Annotated in this window: 23 protein-coding genes and 1 pseudogene; 15 read left to right on the top strand and 9 right to left on the bottom strand. The window is 70.4% G+C overall.

The features are described 5' to 3' along the window. Positions 1 to 72: 72 nt before the first annotated feature. The 3 genes and pseudogenes from nuoK to ACWEF2_RS07275 form a co-directional block, all read right to left on the bottom strand. Positions 73 to 375 (bottom strand): annotated as a pseudogene (gene nuoK / locus ACWEF2_RS07285) (NADH-quinone oxidoreductase subunit NuoK); the annotation flags it as partial. Position 376: 1 nt separating this feature from the next. Further along, entirely contained in the window at positions 377 to 913 is a 537-nt protein-coding gene (locus ACWEF2_RS07280) for an NADH-quinone oxidoreductase subunit J family protein (protein ID WP_453812751.1), read from the bottom strand. Further along, positions 910 to 2,199: a 4Fe-4S binding protein gene (locus ACWEF2_RS07275; RefSeq protein WP_453812941.1), complete on the bottom strand. Its 1,290-nt coding sequence runs from the start codon at positions 2,197 to 2,199 to the stop codon at positions 910 to 912. The genes ACWEF2_RS07280 and ACWEF2_RS07275 overlap by 4 nt, the downstream gene beginning before the upstream one ends. Before the next feature lie 428 nt (positions 2,200 to 2,627). Here ACWEF2_RS07275 and ACWEF2_RS07270 point away from each other — a divergent pair, with 428 nt between their 5' ends. Next, positions 2,628 to 3,911 carry a serine/threonine-protein kinase gene (locus tag ACWEF2_RS07270; RefSeq protein WP_453812750.1) on the top strand — a complete coding sequence of 428 codons (1,284 nt, stop codon included), beginning with the start codon at positions 2,628 to 2,630 and terminating at the stop codon, positions 3,909 to 3,911. Here ACWEF2_RS07270 and ACWEF2_RS07265 read toward each other — a convergent pair. From ACWEF2_RS07265 to ACWEF2_RS07245, 5 genes are all read right to left on the bottom strand, one after another. Then, positions 3,908 to 4,846, bottom strand: a complete 939-nt coding sequence (locus ACWEF2_RS07265; RefSeq protein ID WP_453812748.1) for a hypothetical protein — start codon at positions 4,844 to 4,846, stop codon at positions 3,908 to 3,910. The genes ACWEF2_RS07270 and ACWEF2_RS07265 overlap by 4 nt on opposite strands. Before the next feature lie 261 nt (positions 4,847 to 5,107). Further along, positions 5,108 to 6,061 carry an NADH-quinone oxidoreductase subunit NuoH gene (nuoH, locus tag ACWEF2_RS07260; RefSeq protein ID WP_453812746.1) on the bottom strand — a complete coding sequence of 318 codons (954 nt, stop codon included), beginning with the start codon at positions 6,059 to 6,061 and terminating at the stop codon, positions 5,108 to 5,110. 15 nt (positions 6,062 to 6,076) lie between these two features. Next, positions 6,077 to 6,670, bottom strand: a complete 594-nt coding sequence (locus tag ACWEF2_RS07255) for an NADH-quinone oxidoreductase subunit C (protein WP_453812744.1) — start codon at positions 6,668 to 6,670, stop codon at positions 6,077 to 6,079. Continuing rightward, on the bottom strand, positions 6,663 to 7,160 hold the full coding sequence (locus ACWEF2_RS07250; RefSeq protein ID WP_453812742.1) for an NADH-quinone oxidoreductase subunit B: 498 nt from the start codon (positions 7,158 to 7,160) through the stop codon (positions 6,663 to 6,665). The genes ACWEF2_RS07255 and ACWEF2_RS07250 overlap by 8 nt, the downstream gene beginning before the upstream one ends. A gap of 38 nt (positions 7,161 to 7,198) precedes the next feature. Continuing rightward, positions 7,199 to 7,570 (bottom strand): NADH-quinone oxidoreductase subunit A, encoded by a 372-nt coding sequence (locus ACWEF2_RS07245; RefSeq protein WP_355594630.1) that lies wholly within the window; start codon positions 7,568 to 7,570, stop codon positions 7,199 to 7,201. 234 nt (positions 7,571 to 7,804) lie between these two features. Here ACWEF2_RS07245 and ACWEF2_RS07240 point away from each other — a divergent pair, with 234 nt between their 5' ends. The 11 genes from ACWEF2_RS07240 (at position 7,805) to ACWEF2_RS07190 (ending at position 20,379) form a co-directional block, all read left to right on the top strand. Further along, positions 7,805 to 9,322: a polysaccharide deacetylase family protein gene (locus ACWEF2_RS07240; protein ID WP_453812740.1), complete on the top strand. Its 1,518-nt coding sequence runs from the start codon at positions 7,805 to 7,807 to the stop codon at positions 9,320 to 9,322. Positions 9,323 to 9,524: 202 nt separating this feature from the next. Continuing rightward, positions 9,525 to 9,614 carry a putative leader peptide gene (locus ACWEF2_RS07235; RefSeq protein WP_355594626.1) on the top strand — a complete coding sequence of 30 codons (90 nt, stop codon included), beginning with the start codon at positions 9,525 to 9,527 and terminating at the stop codon, positions 9,612 to 9,614. Positions 9,615 to 9,818: 204 nt separating this feature from the next. Next, entirely contained in the window at positions 9,819 to 11,672 is a 1,854-nt protein-coding gene (locus tag ACWEF2_RS07230; protein ID WP_453812737.1) for a 2-oxoacid:acceptor oxidoreductase subunit alpha, read from the top strand. Further along, positions 11,665 to 12,714, top strand: coding sequence for a 2-oxoacid:ferredoxin oxidoreductase subunit beta (locus tag ACWEF2_RS07225; protein WP_453812735.1), 1,050 nt, complete (start codon positions 11,665 to 11,667; stop codon positions 12,712 to 12,714). The genes ACWEF2_RS07230 and ACWEF2_RS07225 overlap by 8 nt, the downstream gene beginning before the upstream one ends. Before the next feature lie 171 nt (positions 12,715 to 12,885). Further along, on the top strand, positions 12,886 to 13,860 hold the full coding sequence (locus tag ACWEF2_RS07220; protein WP_453812733.1) for an NAD-dependent epimerase/dehydratase family protein: 975 nt from the start codon (positions 12,886 to 12,888) through the stop codon (positions 13,858 to 13,860). Positions 13,861 to 14,056: 196 nt separating this feature from the next. Beyond that, the gene (locus tag ACWEF2_RS07215; protein ID WP_453812731.1) at positions 14,057 to 14,722 is read left to right on the top strand and encodes a polysaccharide deacetylase family protein; all 666 of its coding nucleotides are present in this window, start codon (positions 14,057 to 14,059) and stop codon (positions 14,720 to 14,722) included. A gap of 83 nt (positions 14,723 to 14,805) precedes the next feature. Next, positions 14,806 to 15,729, top strand: coding sequence for a glycosyltransferase family 2 protein (locus tag ACWEF2_RS07210; protein WP_453812729.1), 924 nt, complete (start codon positions 14,806 to 14,808; stop codon positions 15,727 to 15,729). Positions 15,730 to 15,754: 25 nt separating this feature from the next. Then, complete coding sequence (locus tag ACWEF2_RS07205) at positions 15,755 to 16,870, top strand: GNAT family N-acetyltransferase (protein ID WP_453812727.1); 1,116 nt, start codon at positions 15,755 to 15,757, stop codon at positions 16,868 to 16,870. Positions 16,871 to 17,022: 152 nt separating this feature from the next. Beyond that, entirely contained in the window at positions 17,023 to 18,339 is a 1,317-nt protein-coding gene (locus ACWEF2_RS07200) for a nucleotide sugar dehydrogenase (RefSeq protein ID WP_355594611.1), read from the top strand. Next, positions 18,329 to 19,507 (top strand): glycosyltransferase family 4 protein, encoded by a 1,179-nt coding sequence (locus ACWEF2_RS07195; RefSeq protein WP_453812724.1) that lies wholly within the window; start codon positions 18,329 to 18,331, stop codon positions 19,505 to 19,507. The genes ACWEF2_RS07200 and ACWEF2_RS07195 overlap by 11 nt, the downstream gene beginning before the upstream one ends. Positions 19,508 to 19,584: 77 nt before the next feature. Beyond that, complete coding sequence (locus ACWEF2_RS07190; protein WP_453812722.1) at positions 19,585 to 20,379, top strand: class I SAM-dependent methyltransferase; 795 nt, start codon at positions 19,585 to 19,587, stop codon at positions 20,377 to 20,379. A 58-nt stretch (positions 20,380 to 20,437) separates the two neighbouring features. Here ACWEF2_RS07190 and ACWEF2_RS07185 read toward each other — a convergent pair whose 3' ends face one another. Beyond that, positions 20,438 to 21,364 carry a glycosyltransferase gene (locus tag ACWEF2_RS07185; protein ID WP_453812720.1) on the bottom strand — a complete coding sequence of 309 codons (927 nt, stop codon included), beginning with the start codon at positions 21,362 to 21,364 and terminating at the stop codon, positions 20,438 to 20,440. A gap of 37 nt (positions 21,365 to 21,401) precedes the next feature. Here ACWEF2_RS07185 and ACWEF2_RS07180 point away from each other — a divergent pair, with 37 nt between their 5' ends. From ACWEF2_RS07180 to ACWEF2_RS07170, 3 genes are all read left to right on the top strand, one after another. Continuing rightward, complete coding sequence (locus ACWEF2_RS07180) at positions 21,402 to 21,989, top strand: dTDP-4-dehydrorhamnose 3,5-epimerase family protein (RefSeq protein ID WP_453812718.1); 588 nt, start codon at positions 21,402 to 21,404, stop codon at positions 21,987 to 21,989. Between the two features lie 6 nt (positions 21,990 to 21,995). Then, a complete protein-coding gene (locus ACWEF2_RS07175; RefSeq protein ID WP_453812716.1) occupies positions 21,996 to 22,901 on the top strand; it encodes a right-handed parallel beta-helix repeat-containing protein in 906 nt (301 codons plus the stop codon). 326 nt (positions 22,902 to 23,227) lie between these two features. Next, the gene (locus tag ACWEF2_RS07170; RefSeq protein ID WP_453812714.1) at positions 23,228 to 24,877 is read left to right on the top strand and encodes a DUF4082 domain-containing protein; all 1,650 of its coding nucleotides are present in this window, start codon (positions 23,228 to 23,230) and stop codon (positions 24,875 to 24,877) included. Positions 24,878 to 24,901: the final 24 nt, after the last annotated feature.

Below are 24,901 nucleotides of genomic sequence, written 5' to 3'. Positions count from 1 at the left end.
GGGCCGGGGGGCGGTTTCACCGGTGGCGCCGGTGGCGCCGCTCTGTCCGCCGGTGTCGGCGGGCGCGGCAAGCTCGGCCAGGTCACGGAGCCGGTCGAGGTCCACGGTCTGACGGTTGCGGTACAGAGCGAGAATGATCGCGAGACCGAGGCCGACCTCGGCCGCGGCGATCACGATGACGAACAGGGTGAGAACCTGACCGCTGTGCAACCGGTCGCGCAACCACATGTCGAACGCGACCAGGTTGAGGTTGACCGCGTTGAGCATGAGCTCCACGGACATCAGGACGAGAATGGTGTTACGGCGGGCGAGCACGCCGTACACGCCGATGGAGAACAGGAGCGCCGAGACGACCGCCGGGTAGACGACGTGCACGTCATCGCCTCCCGCGAATGTCGGTGCGGGACAGGACGATCGCGCCGATCAGGGCGGCCAGCAGGAGGACCGAGAGTGCCTCGAAGGGGAGCACCCAGTTACGGAAGACGCTGGAGCCGAGCTCCTTGGCCGATCCACCACCCGGTTCCAGAGGGATGTAGGCCGTGCGGAAGCCGTCGATGACGACGGTGACCAGCACGACGGCGGTGGCGGTCGCCACGACCGCGGCGGCCGGCCGGTTCCGGCTGTCGAGGTCGGCGGCCCTGCCGATCGGGGCACGGGTGAGCATGATGCCGAACAGCAGCAGGACCACGATCGCCCCGACATAGATCAGCACCTGGACCCAGGCGACGAACTCGGCCGTGAGGACCAGATAGCCCCCGGCGAGGGCGCCGAAGCAGACCACCAGCCAGAGAGCGGCGTGGACGAGTTGTCTGGTGGTCACCACGAGCAGCGCCGACCCGACGGCCACAGCGCCCAGCAGCAGGAAGACGATCTCCTGCCCGGTCGGTGACAGATAGGACGGCGCCTCGGTCACGTCTCCTCCTCGGACTCTCCGTTCGGGTACGTGGCAGAAGTCTGCTCCGATGTGGCCCCTGCCGGGGACACGCCACCCTCACCTGTGGATAACTTCTCGGCAGACGGCCCGCCTGTGGATAAGTCGTCGGCGGATGCCCCATCCGTGGGTGTGCCGTCCGGCGGACCGTCCGTGGACGACGTGTCGGCCAGGGGACTCTCCGCGGGTGGATCGTTCTTCTTGGGGAGGGCTCCCGGCGGCCGGATGGCCCGGACGCTCGCGTGGCCGACCGAGGCTCGCCGTGCCGGTCGCTCCGGTCTCCGGCCGGACCGCGCCCCCGCCGCATCCGGCCTGCCCGTGGCAGCGGACCCACCCGTTCCCGTCGTATCGGCTCTGTCCCCCGCGCCGGAACCGTCTGTCGCGGACTGCGGGGCGGCAGCGCCAGAGGAGACGTCGGGGGCGTCGGTGCTCGGGGGGGCGGGCGGGTGACCGGGTGTCCCGGAGGAAGCCTCGATCCCGCCACCGGATTCGGAGGTATCCGTCCCTCTCGGACTCTCCTCCGTAGAGGCATCCGTCCTCCTCGGAGTAGAGGCATCCGTCCCCCTCGGACCCTCCTCCGTACCGGAACCGTTCGTCCCACTCGCGCCATCTGCCACGCGGCCTGCCGCGCCGGATCCGGCGGGCGCGCTGTCGGACGTACCGGACGTACCGATCGTGCCGCTCGTTGCATCGGCGCCGGTCGCCCGGCCTGCCGTGTCGGGACCCGCCGCGTCGGGGCCTGCGGCGCCAGGGCCTGCGGTTATCCGGCCCGCCGTGTCGGTTCCGTCTTCAGGCGGGCCGGAGAGTCCGGCCGGCGAAACTCCAGGCGGGGAGGCCGGAGAGGCGGTGGAGGGGGCGTCGGCGGGGCGGGGCGCGGGGCGGACCGTCCCGGCGGGAACGGAGAGGGGACCCGGAGGAGGAGCGGGGCGGGTGGGGCGGGAGGTCGCCGCGAACTCCTTGGGGGGATCGGCGCCGGGCTCGTGGGCCGGGGGCGGGGGGACGGTCCGGGCCCACTCGGTCAGTCTGTCCTTCTCATGGAGAAGGTTTCGGATGTCCCCCTCGGCGTACTCGAACTCCGGGGACCAGAACAGGGCGTCGAACGGGCAGACCTCGATGCAGATCCCGCAGTACATGCAGAGGGAGAAGTCGATCGCGAAACGGTCGAGCATGTTGCGGGCGCGGGGGCGGCCCCCCTCGGGCGCCGGGACGGTCTCCTTGTGGGAGTCGATGTAGATGCACCAGTCGGGGCACTCCCGGGCACAGAGCATGCACACCGTGCAGTTCTCCTCGACCAGGCCGATCACCCCCCGGCTCCGCGGGGGCAGTTCGGGCTGGACTTCGGGGTACCGCTGAGTCACCGATCTGCTCAGCATGTGGCGAAGGGTGACGGAGAGCCCTTTCGCCAACCCCACTCCTGGTATCCGTGCCACAACTCAACATAATGGCGCATGGGTGCCCCTCCGGGAATGCGGCGGTCCCGTGAAGTGGGTTCCGGACAGGAACGATCCCGAAATCCCCAAGTTATCCACAACACTTATCCACAGTCTGTGTGTTCGAGTTCCGCCCTCGGCAACGGAATCACCCGCGAAGGTGACTGCAGGAAACCCTAGAAATACGTATTCTTCGCCACATGTCCCACCAGTACGGTCCCGCCTGGCAGAGCCGGCCGCCCCAGCGATCCAACACGGGATTGAGCGTGGCGTGGACATTGGTCCCGCTGTTCACCTGCGGTCTGGGGACGCCGTTCATCATGGGCCACGCGGCCCGTCGGCTGCGGAGCCCGATGCTGGCCCTCGCCACCGTCCTCTACGGCCTCAGCGCCGGGGTGTTCGTCGTCGGCGCCGGGGTCTACGGCGACTCCGACCGGATCCCGGTCTGGCTGGACACCGTCATGATGATCGGGCTGTTCGGCAGCTGGCTCGGCGGGCTGGGCCACGCGCTGATCATCAGGGGCGCGGTGTTCCGGCAGGACACGCCGGTGTTCCAGGGACCGCCGCCCTTCCCCGGGCAGCACCCCCTCCAGGGCCCCTTCCCCGTCCCCGCCGCGTCTCAGGCCGCGCCGTACCCGACCGCCCCCACCCTCCCCTCGAACACGCACCAGCCCCACCACACCTGGAACCGCCCCCGGCACACGCAGGCGACCCACGCGCCGGCGGGCCACCCACCGGCTCCCGCCCACCCCGGCCACACCCGGTCGTCGCATACGCCCCAGGACTGGCTGGGGCCGTACCGGCTGATCGGCAACCTGGGGAAGGGCGGTCAGGGCACGGTCCACCTGGCCCTCACCCCGCAGGGGCGGAAAGTGGCGATCAAGGTCCTGCACCAGCACCTCACCGGCAACCGGGTGGTCCGGGAGCGATTCCTGCGGGAGGTGGAGGCGACGCGCAAGGTGGCGACCTTCTCCACCGCCCGGGTGCTCGACGTGAACATCACCGACGACCAGGCGTACATCGTCAGCGAGTACGTGGACGGCGTCTCACTGGAGCAGCTCGTCCGCGACCAGGGGCCGCGCGACGAGGACGGCCTGACCCGGCTGGCGCTGTCCACGGCGGGCGCGCTGGCCGCGATCCACCGAGCGGGCGTGGTGCACCGGGATTTCAAACCGGCCAACGTGCTGATCGGCGCCGACGGGCCACGCGTGATCGACTTCGGCATCGCCCGCGCGCTCGACCAGGTCACCGCGACCTCGGGCAACATCATGGGCACCCCCGCCTACATGTCCCCCGAACAGCTCGGCGGAGGTGCGATCGGCCCGGAGACCGACGTGTTCAGCTGGGCGGCCACCATGATCTTCTCGGCCTCCGGCCGTGCCGCCTTCGGTGACGACACCATTCCCGCGATCCTCAACCGTGTGATCAATCACCACCCCGACCTGACGGCCCTGCCCCCGTCACTGCGCCCACTGGCCGCCGCGTGCCTGGACAAGCACCCCGGCAACCGGCCCACGGCCGCCGACATCATGCTGCGGATCGTGCATTAGGGCACCGCGTCCCTCACCCGGGCCGTCAGGTCGAGATACTCCTGACGGGTCAGCGTCCGGGTCTCCAGCTCCAGCCCGTTCCGTACGGCGAAGCGGTCCGTCTCCTCGTGGTCCCAGTGCCCCGGCAGGTGGAGCAGGCCGTCCCCGACCACCAGGCCGGTCATTCCGGGGTCGGCCGAGTAGAGCAGCAGCCTGGACGCGTCGATCTCGCGGGTCCGGCGCGCGGTCTCCAGCAGCAACCGGCCGTGCACGGCCACCAGGCGGCAGTGGGGCTCGCCCCGCCGTCCGAGCACGCGGCCGTCGGCGGACCGGTGACGGGCCCGCCTCCGGCCGATCCCGACCACGACACCGGCGCCCAGGACGGTCAGCCCGGCCAGCACCAGGGCGGCGACCCCGAGCACGCCCATCCCCCGGCTGACGTCACCGCCGGGGTTCCTCATGTTCAGAACGACCAGCGTCACGAAGGCGACGCCGTAGGCGAGCACCAGCCACATGAGCCCGTAGAGCAGCTGCTCGCGCCACCAGACCCTCGGCGACCCCCTGGGCGGCCGCAGGCTCCGCACCCCGGGCACCCGCAGCCGGGGCAGGGCGGAGGGCGACCGGCGCCAGGTCACCGCGCGCCAGGCGGGCGATCTGCGGGCGAGCGCCGTCCTGGCCTCCTCCCCGGTGGCGAACCGCCGGAGCTCGAACGTCAGGCCGCTGCCGGTGGCGAACGCCTCCACCTCGCGGCGCGAGCGGGAGCCCGGCGCCTCCAGCATCACCAGGCCGGAGTCGTCCAGCACCGCCAGGCCGTACCTCGTCCTGCCCCGGCCGGGGTAACCGAAGAAGAGCAGCGTGCTCGCCCTGTCCGGGCCGGCGAGGGGCAGCCGTGCCGGTGGATGTTCCGGCACCTCGACGACCAGGTCGCCGTTGTCCACGGCAAGCGTGAGGGTCATGTGTTCCGTCCTTGGCCGCCGATGTCACCCGGTGCGGTGACCACGAGTGTTCACCGGGCCGCGTGTGGTTCACCGGCGCCGGTCGGGTCGGCGGCACCACTCGCCACACCGGCGCGGCGAACAGGCCACTTTCCCGCTTCCCGGCAAAGGTACGTGGTCACCGCACCTCTCCTCGTCCTCCATGCCCGGTGCGCGCGCTTCGAACATCGGCCGACCGGCCGATACGGACTCCGGTCAGGCCGCATCCGCCCCCCGGACGGGTCACCCGGTGAGGACCTTGACGACTCCGGTCAGCGCGAGCTGGACCAGCGCCAGCGGCACCAGGCCGACCCAGGCGAGCTTCTGGAGCTGGTCCTCACGGAGCCGGGGGTAGCTCACCCGGACCCAGATCACCACGAACACCAGGAGGAACACCTTGACGAGCATCCACGCGGGTCCCGGCAGGAGAGGGCCGTGCCAGCCGCCCAGGAACAGCGTGGCGGTGAGCGCGGCGATCACGATGATCCCGGCGTACTCGGCCAGCATGAACAGGGCGAACCTGATCCCGGTGTACTCGGTCATCGGGCCCATGATGATCTCGGAGTCCGCGATCGGCATGTCGAACGGCGGGCGGCGCAGCTCGGCGAGCCCCGCGGTGAAGAAGACCACGCCGCCGATCGCCTGCCAGGGCAGCCACCACCACTGCCAGGACTCCACGATGCCCTGCAGGGAGAGCGTGCCCGCCGCCATCGCGACGCTGGAGGCGGCGAGGACCAGTGGCAGCTCGTAGGCCATGAGCTGGGCGGCCGAACGCACCCCGCCCAGCAGGGAGTACTTGTTGCCCGACGACCACCCGGCCATGATCGAGCCGAGCACGCCGACCCCCATCACGGCCAGGATGAAGAACAGCCCGGCGTCCAGGTCCACCCCGGCCAGGCCGGGACCGACGGGGATGACCACCATCACCACGAGGTAGGGGATCAGCGCCACGCCCGGCGCGAGGACGAAGACCCGCCGGTCGGCGGCGGCCGGCACCACGTCCTCCTTCTGGGCGAACTTGACCCCGTCGGCGATCAGCTGGGCCCAGCCGTGGAAGCCCCCGGCGTACATCGGGCCGAGGCGTCCCTGCATGTGGGCCATGACCTTGTGCTCGGCCTGCCCGGCGATCAGCGGCAGCACCAGGAAGGCCGCGACGATCACAACGAGCCGGACGGCGACGTCGAGCACCTCGGCCATGATCACATCCTCCGATCAGCGGGCGTCCCGGCCGTCGTCACGGCCCCAGTCGGCGGGCACACCCGGCGGGAGCGTCTTACGGCGGCTCGGCGAGCCGTGGTCGGACTCGCCGGGCTCCTTGGCCCCGGGCCACGCCTTGGCGACCCGGGCGGCCAGCACGAAGTCCTTGCGCAGCGGAAAACCCTCGAAGCCCTCCGGCAGCAGCAGCGGGACCAGGTTCGGGTGCCCCTCGAAGATCACGCCGAACATCTCGAAGGTCTCACGCTCGTGCCAGTCGGCGCCCCGGAAGACGCCGACGGCGCTGGGCAGCCGGGGCTCGGCGCGCGGCACCCGGGTGCGCAGCAGCAGACGTCCGTGTGAGACGGGGTCGAACACGTGGGCGACGACCCCGAACCCGTCCGGCGGGTCGTCCACCGCGGTCAGCCAGTCGAAGAACTCGTACCCCCGGGAGCGGGCGAAGGTCAGCAGGTCGATCCAGTCGCCGGCCTGGACGGTCGCGGTGGTCTCCCCGAACGACTCCGACACCTCGGCGCGCGTGCCGTACCGTTCCCGGATCGCGGCGACGACCGCCTGCCGGTCTCGCGCCCGGCCGTCCGCGAGGTCAGGCATACCGCTCCCCCAGGTTCTCCGCGGCGATCTTCTCCTGGAGCATCATGATGCCGTGGAGCAGGGCCTCGGGCCGGGGCGGGCAGCCGGGGACGTAGACGTCCACCGGAATGATCTGGTCGACGCCCTTGGTCACGCAGTAGGAGTCCCAGTAGGGTCCGCCGGAGTTGGAGCAGGCGCCGAAGGAGATCACGTACTTCGGGTCGGGCATCTGCTCGTACAGCCGCTTGACCGCGGGGGCCATCTTGTCGGTCACCGTGCCGGAGACGATCATCAGGTCGGCCTGACGGGGGCCGTTGGCGAACGGGATGACCCCGAACCTGATGAAGTCGTGCCGGCTCATCGAGGTCGCGATGAACTCGATCGCGCAGCAGGCCAGGCCGAAGTTGAACGCCCACAACGAGTAGCGCCGCCCCCAGTTGAGGATGAAGCGCATGGGCTTGGGGGCCAGCCGGGAGACCGGCCCCAGAGTGGGCATCGGAAGGTCTGCCATGACACCCATTCTCCTCCCGTCTCCTCCGAAGTCGGCCGTCAGGTCCAGACGAGCACGCGTTTGCGCCAGGCGTACAGGATGCCGAGGGCGATGAAGCCCAGGAAGACGAACATCTCCACCAGGGTGGTCGTCCCGAACCCGGGGGCGTCGAAGACCAGGGCCCAGGGGAAGAGGAAGACGGCGTCCACCGCGAACACCACGTAGAGGTAGGTGAAGACGTAGTAGCGGACCTGCGACTGGGCCCACCCGGCGCCGACCGGGTCGACGCCGCACTCGTAGGTGAGCAGCTTGTCGGGGGTCGAATGGGTGGGGCGGAGCATCCGGTTGGCGAACAGCATCCCGGCCACGATCGCCACCCCGAGCGCGAACAGGGCGAGGACCACCGCGTAGGAGCCGAAGTATCCGTTCACGGGCCCTCCGCCGCCGGGCGTATCGAACGCGCTGGATGTGTCGAAGGGGCCGGACGGGCCGGCGGCGCCGAGGGCCCGGAGGTCTCTTCGCCTGAGCCTCCCTCGCACCAGCCGTAGCGGAATCCGCCGTCTCCGTCACCCAGCGGAACCGCCAAACCCGACATAGTCCAAACCTCCGCACCTTTCGTCCCAAGGGGCAGTAAAGTGTGCTATATCACATATAGCGTTACATCTATGCCCATTATGCGATTCGCCGGAGGAATCGCGATCTTCGCCGCCACGGTCGCCGGGTGCGGCCCGACCACCGCGTCCTCCAGTGCGGAAGACCTCGTCCCGTCGGAACCCACGATGATCAACTATGGGGATCCATCCCAGGTGAACGGGCTGAATGTACATACCGTAACCGGAGGCGGCCCCGGTGACCAGCGTGTGCACGCCGTGTACCCCTCGCTCGAAGGCGCCCCCCGCCTCACCGGGAAACTCCAGCGTACGGTGGCCGAATGGCTCGACCGGTTCAACCACGGCATCCTGGGAAACGCCCCCGGGGAGAAGGCCTGGGAGACCGTCTCCCCCGCCCACCCCGAGTTCAACGTCGACTGGCAGCTCGCCGCCGTGTCCAGCCAGGTGATCGGGGTACGGCTGCGCATCGGCCGGTCGGCCGGGGCCGACTGGGTGGAGTCCCGCACCACCGTCTGGTACGACCGGGTGGACAGGCGCGCCCTGGACTCCGACGCCCTGCTCCGGGGCCGTCCCGAGCTGGCCGAGCTGGCCGTGCTCGTCAAGGGGCGGCTGGCCGGCTCAAGGCCCGAGGTGAACCCGGGCGCGATCGGGCCTGAGGCGGAGCTGTTCGACTCCCTGGCCTTCAACCCGCGCGGCGACCTCGTCGTGGAGTTCGACGACCACCAGGTGGCCTCGGCCTCCCACGGCCGGGTGGCGGTGGCCGTACCCGCCTCCGAGGTCGGGCCGCTGCTGTCGGCGACCGGGGTGCGGGCGCAGCGGGCGGCCGTGAAGGCGGTGGCCGGGATGGGCGCCGTCTCCCCGCAGCGGACCATCAGGGAGACGTCGGCCCCCAGGCCCCGGGCGGAGAGCTCGCAGGCGGGCAGCGTGGACTGCGCCAAGGCCAAGTGCGTGGCGCTCACCTACGACGACGGGCCGGGGCCGGGCACCGGACGGCTGCTGGACATCCTCGGCGGACACCGCGCCAGGGCCACCTTCTTCAGCACCGGCACCAACGCCTCCGCCCACCCCGAGCTGCTCAGGCGGATGATGCGGGAGGGACACCTGGTGGGCAACCACACCTGGTCCCACCGCGACCTGACCGCCCTCACCGACAGCAAGGCCACCGACCAGATCGACCGGGCCCAGTGCGCGATCACCCGGGCGATCGGGCAGGCGCCCGGCCTGCTGCGCCCGCCGTACGGCGTGACCGACGGCCGGACCGCCTCCGTCGCGGGCAGGCTGGGCCTGACGCTGGTCGGCTGGAGCGTGGACACCGGGGACGAGCGCGGCGCGGACGCGAGGACCGTCGCCGACCGGGCCGTCGCCGGGGCCGGACGGGGATCGGTCATCCTGCTGCACGACGTCCGCGACTCGGCCGTCGAGGCGACCCCGGACATCCTGCGACGTCTGGGACGCAAGGGCTACACCTTCGTGACCGTCCCCGAGCTGTACGGCTCGCAGGGGATGCGGGCCGGCGGGATCTACGGCTCCGAGGGCGGCCCCGCGGCACCGGGCAGACCGGCGAGGCCCTAGCCGGCGCCTCCGCGGCCGGCGGCGCCATGACCGGGAGAGCCGTGATCGGAAGCCGGCAGCGCCGTGACCGGGAGAGCCGTGATCGGGAGCCGACGGTGCCGTGGCCGGGGGCCGGGGGCCGGGACTGTCGTGGCCAGGAGTTATGAGCACATGGCCCGAGCCGATGAACCTGGCCGCCCGGCGGGACATATAGTTAGGCAACGTGACCCTAACCGTCCTCTTCGGCCGTCTGCACGTGGACCTGTGCCGGCTCGCCGCCGCTCTGTGTTGGGCCAACCGCTCGCGATCGTGACCCCGCAGCGGCCATGTCATCCGGCCGCGGCTCGCACCGCCCGCCCCACACTCCAACTCAGCGGCCGCCGAGGATCTGCGACTTACGTCACACTCTTCCGCCGAGTGGAACGCGAAAGACCACGCGTTACTCCGAGGGATCTAGCATGGAACTGAGAACGTGCCAACATCAACGGCGCCCAGTCGCGTCGAGGAGGACTGAGCTGTGACCAAGCAGGTTCAGCAACTCGACCGCGTGATCATCCGGTTCGCCGGCGACTCCGGCGACGGCATGCAGCTGACCGGTGATCGATTCACGGCCGGGACGGCGGAGTTCGGCAACGACCTGTCGACCCTTCCCAACTTCCCCGCCGAGATCCGCGCCCCCGCGGGGACCCTGCCCGGCGTGTCGAGCTTCCAGCTCCACTTCGCCGACCACGACATCCTCACCCCCGGCGACGCCCCCAACGTCCTGGTCGCCATGAACCCCGCCGCGCTGAAGGCCAACCTCGGCGACCTGCCGCGCGGGGCCGACATCATCGCCAACACCGACGAGTTCACCCGGCGCAACCTGCAGAAGGTGGGCTACGAGGGCGACCCGCTTGAGGACGACTCGCTCGCCGAGTGGCGGGTGCACCGGGTGCCGCTGACCTCGCTGACGGTCAGGGCCCTGGAGGGCTTCGCCCTCTCCAAGAAGGACGCCGAGCGCTCCAAGAACATGTTCGCCCTCGGCCTGCTGAGCTGGCTCTACCACCGGCCGACCGAGGCGACGATCAAGTTCCTGGAGAACAAGTTCGCCAAGAGCCCGGACATCGCCAAGGCCAACATCGCGGCCTTCCAGGCGGGCTGGAACTACGGCGAGACCACCGAGTCCTTCTCGGTCTCCTACGAGGTCAAGCCGGCCAGGCTCCTCCCCGGCGTCTACCGGAACATCTCCGGGAACCAGGCGCTCGCCTACGGCCTGATCGCCGCCTCCGTGCAGTCGAGGCTGCCGCTCTTCCTCGGCTCCTACCCGATCACCCCGGCCTCCGACATCCTGCACGAGCTCTCCAGGCACAAGCGGTTCGGCATCCGCACCTTCCAGGCCGAAGACGAGATCGCGGGCGTCGGCGCCGCCCTGGGGGCGGCCTTCGGCGGCGCGCTGGGCGTCACCACCACCAGTGGCCCCGGGGTCGCGCTCAAGGCCGAGACCGTCGGCCTGGCGGTGACCACCGAGCTGCCGCTGATCGTGGTGGACGTGCAGCGGGCCGGGCCGAGCACCGGCATGCCCACCAAGACCGAGCAGACCGACCTGCTGATGGCCATGTACGGCCGCAACGGCGAGTCGCCGGTGCCGATCGTGGCGCCGTCCACCCCGTCCGACTGCTTCGACGCGGCCATCGAGGCGGCCCGGATCGCGGTGAAGTACCGCACCCCGGTCATGCTGCTCTCCGACGGCTACCTGGCCAACGGCTCCGAGCCGTGGCGGGTGCCCGGCGCGGCCGATCTGCCGGACATCACCACCGCGTTCGCCGACGCGCCGAACGGCGAGGACGGGGTGACCTTCCTGCCGTTCAAGCGGGACGCCGAGACCCTCGCCCGGCCCTGGGCCATCCCGGGCACCGCGGGCCTGGAGCACCGGATCGGCGGCATCGAGAAGGCCGAGGGCACCGGCAACATCTCCTACGACCCCGGCAACCACGACCGGATGGTCCGGCTCCGCCAGGCCAAGATCGACGGGATCGCCCGGGACATCCCGCCGCTGGAGGTGGACGACCTCGACGGGGACGCCCGCGTGCTGGTCATCGGCTGGGGCTCCACCTACGGCCCGATCGCGGCCGCGGTACGGCGGATCAGGAAGGCCGGCGGCAAGGTCGCCCAGGCCCACCTGCGTCACCTCAACCCGCTGCCGGCCAACACCGGCGAGGTGCTGCGCTCCTACGACAGGGTGCTGCTCCCCGAGATCAACCTCGGCCAGCTCGCGCTGCTGCTCCGCGCCCGCTTCCTGGTCGACATCATCAGCTACAACCGCGTGCGCGGTCTTCCGTTCAAGGCCGAGGAGCTGGCCGGCGTGATCCAGGACGTGATCGACAGTGAGTGAGACCATCGGCAACGGCCGGGGGCTGTCCCTGGTCCCGAAGACCGACGTCAAGCTGGGGATGAAGGACTTCAAGTCCGACCAGGAGGTCCGCTGGTGCCCCGGCTGCGGCGACTACGCCATCCTGGCCGCGGTCCAGTCGTTCGTCCCCGAGCTCGGCCTCAAGCGCGAGAACATGGTGTTCGTCTCGGGCATCGGCTGCTCGTCCCGGTTCCCGTACTACATGAACACCTACGGGTTCCACTCCATCCACGGCCGCGCCCCGGCGATCGCCACCGGCCTGGCCGCCTCCCGCCCCGACCTGTCGGTCTGGGTGATCACCGGTGACGGCGACGCGCTCTCCATCGGCGGCAACCACCTGATCCACGCGCTGCGCCGCAACGTCAACCTGAACATCCTGCTGTTCAACAACCGCATCTACGGCCTGACCAAGGGTCAGTACTCCCCCACCTCCGAGATCGGCAAGATCACCAAGTCCACCCCGATGGGCTCGCTGGACAGGCCGTTCAACCCGATCTCACTGGCGATCGGCGCCGAGGCCTCCTTCGTGGCCAGGACCATCGACTCCGACCGCAAGCACCTGCAGTCGGTGCTGCGCGAGGCCGCCGCCCACCGCGGCACCTCCCTGGTCGAGATCTACCAGAACTGCAACATCTTCAACGACAACGCCTTCGACCCGCTGAAGGACCCCGAGCAGCGCGACGACGTCACCCTGCGCCTGGAGCACGGCCGGCCGATCGTCTCGGCCTCCAAGGCGGTACGGCGCGCCGCCGACGGCGGCATCGAGGTCGTCCCGCGCTCCACGGTGGGCGAGGACGAGATCCTCCTCCACGACGCCCACCGCCCCGACCCCTCCCTGGCCTTCGCGCTCTCCCGCCTGGACGAGCCCGCCTTCGAGCACGTCCCGATCGGCGTCTTCCGCTCCGTCGAACGCCCCTCCTACGACGAGCTGATGGCCGGGCAGCTGACGGAGGCCGTCGACCGGGGCGGCCCCGGTGACCTGGACGACCTGCTGCTGGCCGGAGACACCTGGCGCATCGACTGATCACACGAAGACCACGGGGCCGCTCATCCGAGCGGCCCCGTTGCTTTTTCGGGAAATTAACACGATCCATGGCTATTGGTCCGACAAGCTATGACACGCGCGGACCTGCCAGCCGGGAGCCGCCGACCAGAGCATCCGACGGAACTCGTCACACCCACGAGGAGAACGCCCATGCTTACCGCGCCGGCATCCACCGAAACCCTCGTCCGGCGTCAGGAGGGGCACGGCTGGCATGGAGCATCCGTGCTGGTGACGGGCGCCACCGGCTTCATAGGGGCCCACCTGGTGCGGCGTCTGGGCGCGCTCGGCGCGCTGGTGCACGCGGTCAGCCGCAGCCCCAGGGAGGGAGGCGGCCCCGGGGAGACCTGGCACGTCGCCGACGTCAGCGACCCCGAGGCGATCGAACGCCTCCTCCTTTCCACCCGGCCCGCCGTCGTGTTCCACCTCGCCAGCGAGGTCGCCGGCGCCCGGGACCCCCGGCTCGTCCGGCCGATGCTGGAGAGCAACCTCGCCGGCGTGGTCAACCTGCTGACCACCGTCACCGACATGCCGGGCACCCGGGTGGTGCTCGCCGGCTCGCTTGAGGAGCCGCGGCCGGGTGACGGTGAGACGACCCCGTCCTCGCCCTACGCGGTCGCCAAATGGGCCGCCGGCGGCTACGCGCGGATGTTCCACGAGCTGTGGGACGTCTCGGTGACCACCCTGCGGATCGGCATGGTCTACGGGCCGGGCCAGCAGGACATCACGAAGCTGGTGCCGTACGTGACGCTCGCGCTGCTCCGCGGTGAGGAGCCCCGTCTCAGCAGCGGGACACGCCAGCTGGACTGGGTCTACGTCGACGACGTGGTCGACGCCTTCCTCGCCGCGGGCACGACCCCTCAGGCGGCCGGGCGGAGCTTCGACATCGGCACGGGGACGCGGACGTCCATCCGGGACACCGTGGAGCTGCTGAGCCGGATCGTCGGCGGTTCGCCTCGCCCCCGGTACGGCGCGATCTCCGACCGGCCGCTGGACAGCGCGCGGATCGCCGACATCACGTCCGCCGCCGAGACGCTCGGCTGGTGTCCCGAGGTCGGGCTGGAGGAGGGGCTCCGGCTCACCGCGGCCTGGTACGCCGACCGGCTCGGGACGCACCCGGCGGGTTAGCCGAGCCGTCCGGGGCCGCTCCTCGTGCGGCGAAGTGCCCGGACGACCTCCGGCGCGACGGTTCCGAGGCGATCAACCGTCTTTACGGGAAAAAGCCTGTAACGAGACGCTCTGGAACCCGATATCAATCGGGAATCAGACATCGTGCGGGCACCACTCCCTCCGTCGGAGTGCCGGACCAGAAACGAGGGTGCTGGTGCAGTCGGTCGTCAATCTCACGGTGCACGGGATCGGTCCGATCAGCCACGAGCTGGACCCGGGCGAGGGCGACTTCTGGGTCGGCGTGGAGCAGTTCGAGCAGGTGCTCGACGCGGTGGTGGGCCGCCAGGACGTCCACATCACCTTCGACGACGGCAACTCGTCGGATGTGGAGATCGCCCTCCCCCGGCTGCTGGAACGCGGTCTCACCGCGGAGTTCTTCGTGCCGGCCGGACTGCTCGGTGAGCCGGGCAGGCTGGACTCGGACGGGGTCAGGGAGCTGGTGGGCGCGGGTATGCGGGTCGGCTCGCACGGCTGGGCGCACCGTGACTGGCGGAAGCTGACCCCTGAGCAGGTGGACCAGGAGTTCACCGACTCCCACCGGCTCCTCAGCGAGCTCACCGGACGGCAGGTGTCGAGGGTGGCCATCCCCTTCGGCTCCTACGACAGACGCGTGCTCGGCATGATGCGCCGGGCGCGGGTGACGTGCGCCTACACCAGCGACGGCGGTCGCGCCCAGCCGGGCACCTGGCTGCAGTCGCGTGACAGCCTCCGCCGTGACCTTGACGCCGCCTGGATCTCGGACGTCCTGAACGGTGCCCCCTCTCTGTCCCTGCGCGCCCGGCGGCTCGCCGCGAGGGCGTTCAAGCGTGTCCGTGGCTGAGGGCCGGAGTCACGACCACGCTTTGGAACGAGGTAACAGCCCCCTGCCGTCGGAGATGACCCGCATATGAGGATGACCGGTATATGACGCCTGGTACCCCCCGGATCGCCATAGTGATCGTCACCTACAACAGCGCGCAGGTGCTCGAAGGGTGTCTGCGCTCCCTGGGGGACGGAGCACGGGGCGTCCATCTCGCGCACGTCGTGGTAGCCGACAACGCCTCGAAGGACGAGTCGCTCAAGCTCGCCGGGGAGGCGACCGGCCTTCCGATGCGGATCGTCCAGGTGGGGCGGAACGCCGGCTACGCCGCGGCGGTCAACGCCGGCATCGACGTCCTGGACATCGAGGACCTCGACGCCGTCATGGTGATCAACCCCGACTGCAGGCTGCGGCCGGGCTCGATCCTCCCGCTCGCCGAGGCGCTGCGGCGGCCGGGGTGCGGCATCGCCGCGCCCCGGCTGCTCAACCCCGACGGCAGCCTGCAGCCCTCGCTGCGCAGGATGCCCACCGTGGGCAGGGCGCTGGCCGAGGCGGTGATCGGCGGGAACCTCGCGGGCCGGATCGGCACCCTGGGAGAGATGGTCACCGACCCTCGCGAGTACGGCAGAGCCGGTTTCGTGGCCTGGGCGACCGGCGCGGCCATGCTCGTCTCGACCAAGACCATCAAGGAGATCGGCGCGTGGGACGAGTCCTTCCTGCTCTACAGCGAGGAGACCGAGTTCGCGCTGCGCGCCAGAGACCACGGCTGGATGTTCTGGTACGAGCCGACGGCGCTGGTCGAGCACATCGGCGGCGACTCCGGCGTCAATCCCACCCTCGCCGCGCTGCTCACCGTCAACAAGGTGGCGCTTTTCCACCGGCGCCGGGGCACTCTCGCCTCGTTCGCCTACTATCTCGCGGTCATGCTCGGCGAGACGGTACGCGCGCTCGCGGGGCGCCGCACCTCAAGAGCCTCGGTCATGGCGCTCCTGCGGCCGTCACGCCGGCTCCAGAAGCTCGCGGACTGACCCGGCCTCCCGAGGAGGGACAACGATGAGCATGCCCGCGAGCGAGACGGTCGGCGAGCCGGGTGCCGGTGAACCCGACCGGCCCACGGCGATGAGGACGGTCGGGTTCGAGGCGCTCGGCACGGAGGAACTCGACGCCTGGCATCTGCTGCGGGCGGCCAATCCGCTGCTGGACAGCCCCTACTTCCACCCCGGCTTCGCCGCGGCCGTGCACGCCAGTGGGCGCCGGGTGCGGGTCGCGGTGGGCAGGGACCGGGCGGGCCGGGTGCTGGCCCTGCTGCCCCATCACCGTGAGCGGTCGCTGATCAGGCCCGCGGGCTGGCCCGCGGCGGACTTCCAGGGGCCGGTACTGGCCCCCGGCTCCTCCTTCTCCCCGCTGAGCCTGCTCACCGGCGGGGTCCGCGGCTTCGCGTTCGACCATCTCATCGAGGGCCACCCCGGCTTCGAGCCGTGGGTGGAGTCGCGCCGCCCGTCGCCGTTCCTGGACGTCTCCGGCGGCCTGGAGGGATATCTGGGCCGCGTGTCACGGAGCGGCAAGGACAACATGGGGCAGGCCCGCCGCCGTATCGCGAAGACGGAGCGGACCCACGGCACGGTGCGGTTCGTCGCCGACTCACTCGACCGGGAGGCACTGGCCCGGGTGGTGGAGCTCAAACGCGGGCAGTACGCCGCCACCGGGGCCAGGGACTATTTCGCCGAACCGGATCGCCGTGAACTGCTGACGCGACTGCTGCACACCCGCGACTCCGCCTTCGGCGGTGTGCTGTCCACTCTGCACGCCGGTCCGCATCTGATCGCGGCGCATTTCGGATTACGTTCCGGAAAGGTGCTGCACTGGTGGTTTCCGGTCTACGATCCCGCCTTCGCGAATCTTTCCCCCGGGTGGATGCTGCTGCGCGAACTCGTCGCCGCCGCTCCCGCCCTCGGAATCACCCGCATCGACCTCGGCCGGGGTGAGGACGAATACAAACGACGCGCCAAGACCGGCGAAACGCTGGTGTGCCAGGGAATCGTGACGCGCAGCTCCGCCTTGCAGGCACTACGGCGCGCTCGCACCTCCGTGATCGACGCGGCCAAGTCGTCCGCGCTCGGCCCCGCCCTGCGAAGGATTGCCCGTGGATTCCGGATGTTGAACCGTTGATCGCATCCGGAATTTCCGGCGATAATTGCTTCTCGAAATCGCAGTGATCACAATAAGTCATCCGGCCGGCGGATGAGTCAGACGAGGCTTGAGAAAGCGTTCCTCCTGCCTCACGACCAAACGGCACGTGACGCGACGGAGGCAAAACACAAATGAGAATCAGCGTGTTCGGGCTCGGCTATGTCGGCTGCGTTTCCGCGGCCTGTCTTGCGGCCAGCGGGCACGAGGTGATCGGGGTAGACGTCAATCCGCTCAAGGTCGAACTCATCGCCCGCGGGCAGGCGCCCGTCGTTGAGGAGCGGATCGGCGAGCTGACCTCCGAGGTGGTGCGGAGCGGCGCGCTGCGGGCCACCACCGACGTCGCCGAGGCCGTCGGCGCGACCGAGATCTCCCTGGTCTGCGTGGGCACGCCGTCCGCCTCGAACGGCAGCCTGTCCACCGTCTACCTGGAGCGGGTGGCCGAGGAGATCGGCCGGGCGCTGGCGGCCAAGGAGGGGCGGCACACGGTCGTCTTCCGCAGCACCATGCTCCCCGGCACCTGCACCGACCTGCTCGTCCCGATCCTTGAGCGGGCGTCGGGGCTGACCGCCGGAACCGGGTTCGGCGTGGCGGTGAACCCGGAGTTCCTCCGCGAGGGCACGAGCGTGCGCGACTTCTTCGAGCCGCCCAAGACGGTCATCGGCGAGTTCGACGCGGCGAGCGGCGACCCGGTCGCCGCGCTGTACGAGGGGCTGCCCGGCGAGGTCTTCCGGGTGCCGGTGGCGGTGGCCGAGATGACGAAGTACGCCGACAACGCCTTCCACGGCCTGAAGATCGGCTTCGCGAACGAGATCGGGGCGATCTGCCAGGCGCTCGGCCTGGACTCGCACCGGGTCATGGACGTCTTCCTCGCCGACCGCAAGCTCAACATCAGCACGGCCTACCTGCGCCCCGGGTTCGCCTTCGGCGGCTCGTGCCTGCCCAAGGATCTCAGGGGCCTGGTCTACGCGGCCCGGCAGGCCGACGTCTCGGTGCCGCTGCTCTCGCACGTCCTGCCGTCCAACGAGGACCACCTGCGGCGCGCCTTCGAGCTGGTGGCCGCGGCGGGCAGCCGCAAGGTCGGGCTGTTCGGGCTGTCGTTCAAGCCGGGCACCGACGACCTGCGGGAGAGCCCGCTGGTGGAGCTGGCGGAGCGCCTGCTCGGCAAGGGCTTCGACCTGCGCATCTACGACGCCAACGTCACCCTGTCACGCTTGATGGGAGCCAACAGGGACTACATGGAGAGCAGGTTGCCGCACCTGGGCGACCTGCTGACCAACTCCGCCGACGACGTGCTCGCGCACGCCGACGTCTGCGTCGTCGGCTGCCAGGATCCGGCCGTGCTGAGCGCGCTCGACGGCGCGGAAGACCGCACAATCATCGATCTCGTCCGACTCCCCGACGCCGACACGCGCCGGGCACACCCTGGATACGTGGGCCTTGGCTGGTAAAGCACTCATTCTCGTCGAGAACCTCTCCGTCCCGTTCGACCGGCGGGTGTGGCAGGAGAGCACCACGCTGCGCGACGCCGGATGGGAGGTGCACGTCATCTGCCCTCTCGGCACCAAGCGGGACACCGAGCCGCGGATCGAGATAGACGGGGTGAAGATCTATCGCTATCCCCTGCGGGCCGCGACCGGCGGGCCGCTCGGCTATCTGCGGGAGTACGGCTCGGCGCTCTGGCACACCTTCCGGCTGGCCCGGCGGATCGGCCCCGTGGACGTCGTGCACGCCTGCAACCCGCCGGATCTGCTGTTCCTGGTGGCGCTGATGCTCAAGCGGCACGGCGCGCGGTTCGTGTTCGACCAGCACGACCTCGTTCCCGAGCTCTACCTGTCCCGCTTCGACCGGGGCAAGGACCTCCTCTACCGGGCCGTGTGCCGGCTCGAACAGCTCACCTACCGGGTGGCCGACGTGGTCATCGCGACCAACGAGAGCTACCGCGACGTCGCGGTCAACCGGGGCGGCAAGAAGCCCGAGGAGGTGTTCGTGGTGCGCAGCGCGCCCGCGGTCGAGCGCTTCCACCAGGTTCCCGTCGAGGAGTCGCTCAGGCGGGGCAAGCCGCACCTGCTGTGCTACCTGGGCGTGATGGGCCCGCAGGACGGCGTGGACTACGCGCTGCGCTCACTGGCCAGACTCCGCGACGAGCTGAGCCGTACGGACTGGCACGCGGTGTTCGTCGGCAGCGGGGACACCTTCGAGGACATGGTCGCGCTCTCCCGCCGGCTGGGGCTCTCCGACCGCGTCGAGTTCACCGGCCGGATCCCGGACAAGGACCTGGTGCGCTACCTGTCGGCGGCGGACATCTGCCTGGCGCCCGACCCGCTCAACCCCCTCAACGACGTCTCCACCATGAACAAGATCATGGAGTACATGGCGATGTCCCGTCCGATCGTCTCCTTCGACCTGAAGGAGGCCAGGGTCTCGGCCGGGAACGCCGCGGTGTACGCGCCGGCCAACGACGAGTCGGAGTTCGCCAAGCTGATCGCCCGCCTGCTCGACGACCCCGACGAGCGTCACCGGATGGGGGAGATCGGCCGGGCCCGCGTCAGCGGCCCGCTGTCCTGGGAGCGTTCCAGGAGCGCGCTGCTGGCCGCCTACGCGGCCGTGAGCCGGTAGGACCGGAGAGAGTTCACGGGACGCCGGGAGGAGAGAACCGGCCGGTCGTCCCATCCGATCAGAGAAAGGTGGTTGCCATGGGCCCACTTCTCCAGGCCGTCGCCGTCGGCGGAGAGATCACACCCGCCGTGGAGACGGCCGCGGAGCTCGTCGCGACCGTGCTGGAAGTGGCCGTGGAGGTCGTGGCGACTGCGGTGGGCACGGTGCTGGGACCGCTCCAGCGCCCCTATCGATGGCTGCGCAGCGGCGCCGTCCGCCTGCTGTTCGAGCGCCGGTACGGCGTGCGGACCTCGGACACGGTGAGCCTCGCGCGGCTCGGGCTCGCCGGTGAGGAGCGGGTCGACTACGTGGCGGCCAGCTGGCAGCTGCTGCGGCGCACGCTGCCCAGGCGTGCCGTCGGCGAGAACGACGTCTTCATCGACCTGGGCTCCGGCATGGGACGCATGGTGCTGGAGGCCGCGTGGCGGTACCCGTTCAAGAAGGTGATCGGGGTCGAGCTGTCCGGGGAGCTGAACGACATCGCCCGGCAGAACATCATCGGCACCCGTCTCCGGCTCCGCTGCGAGAACGTCGAGCTCGTCCAGTCGGACGTGCTCGACTACGAGATCCCCGAGGACGTCAGCGTGGTCTTCCTCAACAACCCCTTCCGGGGTGAGACGTTCGCCACCGTGATCACGAGACTGCTGGCGACCGTGGACCGGAACCCGCGCCCGGTCACGGTGATCTACCTCAACCCGACGGAGGAGGACCTCCTGCTGAGCACCGGCCGCTTCCACCACGTGCGCACGCTGAAGGCGAAGCGCAAGGCCCGGCCGGACAGCCCGTTCGACTGGATCCGGATATACACCGTCTCCGAGCGGGCCGGTGCCTGAGCGGACCCGGCTTCCGCCCGGCGGCGCCGTACGGCCCGGCGGGGCGGGGCCGGGTGGGTCACCCGCCCGCGCGGGACCGGCTGCCGACGTCCATGCCCCACTGGACCCCGCCCCCGCGGAAGGCGCGTATCCGGGTCAGCGCCCGGTCCAGGAGCATGACGGCGAGATAGCAGCCCGCGTCGAGCGGGCTCACCCGCCGCCCGGCCACCAGGGCGCCCAGGGAGCTCAGCCGCAGGCGGCCCTCGGGCGCGGACCGGCCCAGGACGGCGAGCTGCCGGTTGCCCAGGCGCACCCTCACCCGCCGCCTCAGGTGCGCCGAGACGGTCTTGGGCGGGCGCACCACGGAGCGGGCCTCGGGCACCACGACCCGCTCGTGCGGGGCGAAGCTGCCGTGCACCCAGCCGTCGTCGGAGATCACGTCGGACGGCATGGGGAAGACCCTGGCGTGCCCCTCCTCGGTGAGGACGTAGACCCCGACCCCGGCCAGCGCGCGGAACGGGGCGACCAGCAGGTCCTGCACGGTGTGCACGCGGCGGGCGATCCGGCCGACCCCGTCCAGGTTCAGCACCGAGTCCGGGGCGCAGGCGAGCACGCCGGGCCTGCCCGCCGCGGCGGCCAGCGCGCGTACCGCCCCGGCGTCCAGCTCGACGTCGGCGTCCAGGTACACCCTCGGAAAGGTCCGGCAGACCTCGTCGCCGAGCCGCAGCGCGTTGGCCTTGCCCGGCACGGGTGTCTCCAGGACGCGCACCCCGGCCCGCCTGGCGGCCTGTGCCGTCCGGTCGGAGCAGGCGTTGGCGACCACCACCACGTCGAACTCGCCGGGCGCGGTGCCGGCGAGCAGCCGGTCGAGACCGCCCGCGATCACGGCCTCCTCGTTGTGGGCCGGCACGACCACGCCGACGACCGGCCGTCGCCCGCCGGAACTCGCGGCGGACACCGGAATGCCCTCGTCCGCGGGGCCGTCCTCATCCACAGGGCCGTTCACCGGAACGCCTCCCGATCACCTCTGAAGGATTGACGACATGAGAGTAGAACGAACCGGAATAGACGGGGTGTTGTTATTCATACCGACGCCGCACCGTGATGACCGGGGGCTGTTCACCCGGACCTTCGACCGGGTCACCGCCGAGAGGTTCGGGCTGGACCCGGCGAGTTTCGTGCAGGACAGCCAGTCCCGCTCCCGGCGGGGCACGATCCGCGGAATGCACGGCCGCTCCGGCCGGGGCGAGGCGAAGCTGGTGCGCTGCGCGCGCGGCGCGGTGCACGACGTGCTGATCGACGCGCGCCCGGATTCGCCCACCTTCGGCGAGCGGACGTCCGTGCTGCTCGACGACGAGACGTTCACCACCCTCTACGTGCCCCCCGGCATGCTGCACGGCTTCCAGGCGCTGACCGAGCAGACCGACGTCTGTTACCGCATCGACCGCGAGCACGACCCGGCCGAGGACCTGTCGGTCCGCTACGACGACCCCGAACTGCGGATCGACTGGCCGCTGCCGGTGTCCGCGATCAGCGGGCGGGATCTGTCGGCCGGATCGTGGGCACGATTGCGGGAGCGGCTCCGCGGTACCGATACGACGACACCTGCGATTCCGACTGCGATGGAGTGAACGACGATGCGATGGGCCAGACTGCTCGCCGCCCTCTCGACGGCCGCCATGACGCTCGCGGCGGGATGCGCCGCCTCCTCCGCCGGAGGTCCGGCGGAGGGTCCCCCCGCCGGATCCACAGGCGGCCCCGCGGCCGGCGCCGCGCGGTGTCCCGCCTATCCGGCCCCCGACTGCACCGGCGTGCCACCCGGCGTGAAACTCACCGAGCTGGCCTTGAACGAGGACAACGCCGCCTACCGCGTCAGGACCCCGGGGACCGTGCTGGACGGCGTGCACATCCCGGGTGACCTGCTCGTCCACGCCGACGACGTCACAATCAAGAACAGCCGGATCGACGGCCTGGTCGTCAACGCCGCCGGACCCAAGACCTTCCGGTTCACCATCGTCGACTCGACCGTCGGCCGCGCCGACACCTGCCAGACCCTGCCGGGCATCGGGCAGGACAAGTACACCGCGCTCCGCGTGCACGTCCGCGGCCACGGGGACGGCTTCCGGGCCGCCGGAGACGACGTGGTCATCCGGGACTCCTACGTCCACCTGTGCTCCAACCCCGGCGACCACTCCGACGGCATCCAGACCTACCACACCGGCAAAAATCTGATCTTCGACCACAACACCGTCGACCAGCGCGACGCCAAGGACATCACCGCGCCGATCTTCCTGACCGACAGCCAGATCGTGAACGCCAGCGTCACCAACAACCTCGTCATGGGCGGCACCTACAGCATTCAGGTGCAGAACGGGCGGGGAAGACTCGTGGTGCGCGACAACAGACTGGTCGACAAGTCCTGGGCTTACGGACCGGTCGCGGCCGACTGCGCGTCCATCGACTGGGCCGGAAACACGCTGGTGACGATCGACGAGAAGTACCGCGTCACCTCGACCGTCGGCCCGCTGAACTGTGTAGGCTGATCTTCATATTCGAATCCTTTTCGGCGCCCGGCCGTTGCTTTTCTCCCAACCGAATAGGCAAGTCGCGACATAGTAGGACAATCGTCATTTAATATCACTTGCAGGGAAATAGTCGCGAAACCCCTGCCCGGCCACGACCTCAGTCGCAACAATGGCCTCCGTACGAGGACCAGAACGACACATCGTCAAGCCGATCGTCGATCGGCGCGGAGGTCAGAGAAATGGCCAGTACGCACCCCCCACACGGCGACGAGAAACGTACGGGTGACCACCCCGTCCGTCGAAGGTCGCAGCCAGGCCTGGTAGCAATCCTGATCGTTGCCCTTGTGGCGATATCCGTCCCGGCCGTCTGGCTGCTCAACCGTGGCGAGGTCACGGTGAGGCAGGCGTCCGCGGCCCGGCCCGAGTCCGGCTCGGAGCTCGGCGCACCGAAGGAGACCGGTTTCTGGTCGGCCGCCACCACGGTGAAGGCGCCGGCGCACGCCGACCGCACGCCCATAGAGCTGGGCATGCGCTTCACCCCGGCCCAGGGCGGCTGGGTGACCGGAGTGCGGTTCTACAAGGCGCGCGGAGAGAAGGGCAGGCACACCGGAAGCCTCTGGGACAGCCGCGGACGACGCCTGGCACAGGTCTCGTTCGCCGGGGAGAGGCCCTCGGGCTGGCAGGAGGCCCGCTTCGCCTCCCCGGTACGGCTGGAGGCCACCCGGGTCTACACGGTCTCCTACCACAGCGAGAACGGCACCTACGTGGGCAGCCGGGGCTTCGGCGCCACCCGCTCGGGCCCGCTGACCACGGCGACCCGCACCCCCGGGGTGTTCGGATACGGCGGCAGCGTCTTCCCCCGGCGCTCGAACCCCAAGGGCTACAACTACTGGGTGGACGTCATCTTCCGCTGGCACCACCGCCCGCCGGGACACAACACCCCGTCACCGGAACCGCCGCCCTCCCCCTCGGCGACCACGAGCGAGAGCCAGGAACCCGAGGCCACCCCGGGTCCGAGCACCATCGAGCCGACGCCGAGCCTGCCCGGCAGCCCCGAGCCGACGCCGAGCACGACCCCGAGTGAGACGGCCACCCCGGCTCCCAGCCCGACCGTCACGCGCACCCCGCCCCCCGTCCCCCCGACGCCCACAGCCTCTCCGACACCCACCCGGAGCACCCCCCTGCCGACGCTGACGGTCGACCCCTCGCACTCCCCGATCCCGGACGACGGCGCCTGCGCCTATCCGACTCCGGCCTGCACCGGCGTGCCGCCGGGCGTGAAGCTCGCCGAGCTGGCCTTGAACGAGGACAACGCCGCCTACCGCGTCACCAGCCCGGGGGCCGTGCTGGACGGCAAGCACATCCGGGGTGACCTGCTCATCCACGCCGACAACGTCACGATCAGAAACAGCCGGATCGACGGCACCGTGATCAACGCGAACGGGCCCAAGACCTTCCGGTTCACCATCACCGACTCGACCGTCGGACCGCCCACCGGCTGCGAGACCCTGCCGGGCATCGGGCAGGACAAGTACACCGCGCTCCGCGTGCACATCCGCAACCACGGGGACGGCTTCCGGGCCGCCGGAGACGACGTGGTCATCCGGGACTCCTACGTCCACCTGTGCTCCAACCCCGACGACCACTCCGACGGCATCCAGACCTACCACACCGGCGAAAACCTGATCTTCGACCACAACACCGTCGACCAGCGCGACGCCAAGGACATCACCGCGCCGATCTTCCTGACCGACAGCCAGATCGTGAACGCCAGCGTCACCAACAACCTCATCATGGGCGGCACCTACAGCATCCAGCTGAGGAACGGCCGAGGGAAGCTGGTCGTGCGCGACAACAGACTGGTCGACAAGTCCTGGGAGTACGCGCCGGTCGAGTCCGACTGCGCCAAGATCGACTGGGCCGGAAACACGCTGGTCACGATCGACAAGAACTACCGCATCACCTCGACCGTCGGCCCGCTGCCCTGCAAGTGACGACCCCGGCGGGGCGGGTGGCGC

It is taken from the genome of Streptosporangium sp. NPDC004631 (assembly GCF_053601935.1).
This window is presented reverse-complemented; position numbering and strand designations above follow the sequence as displayed.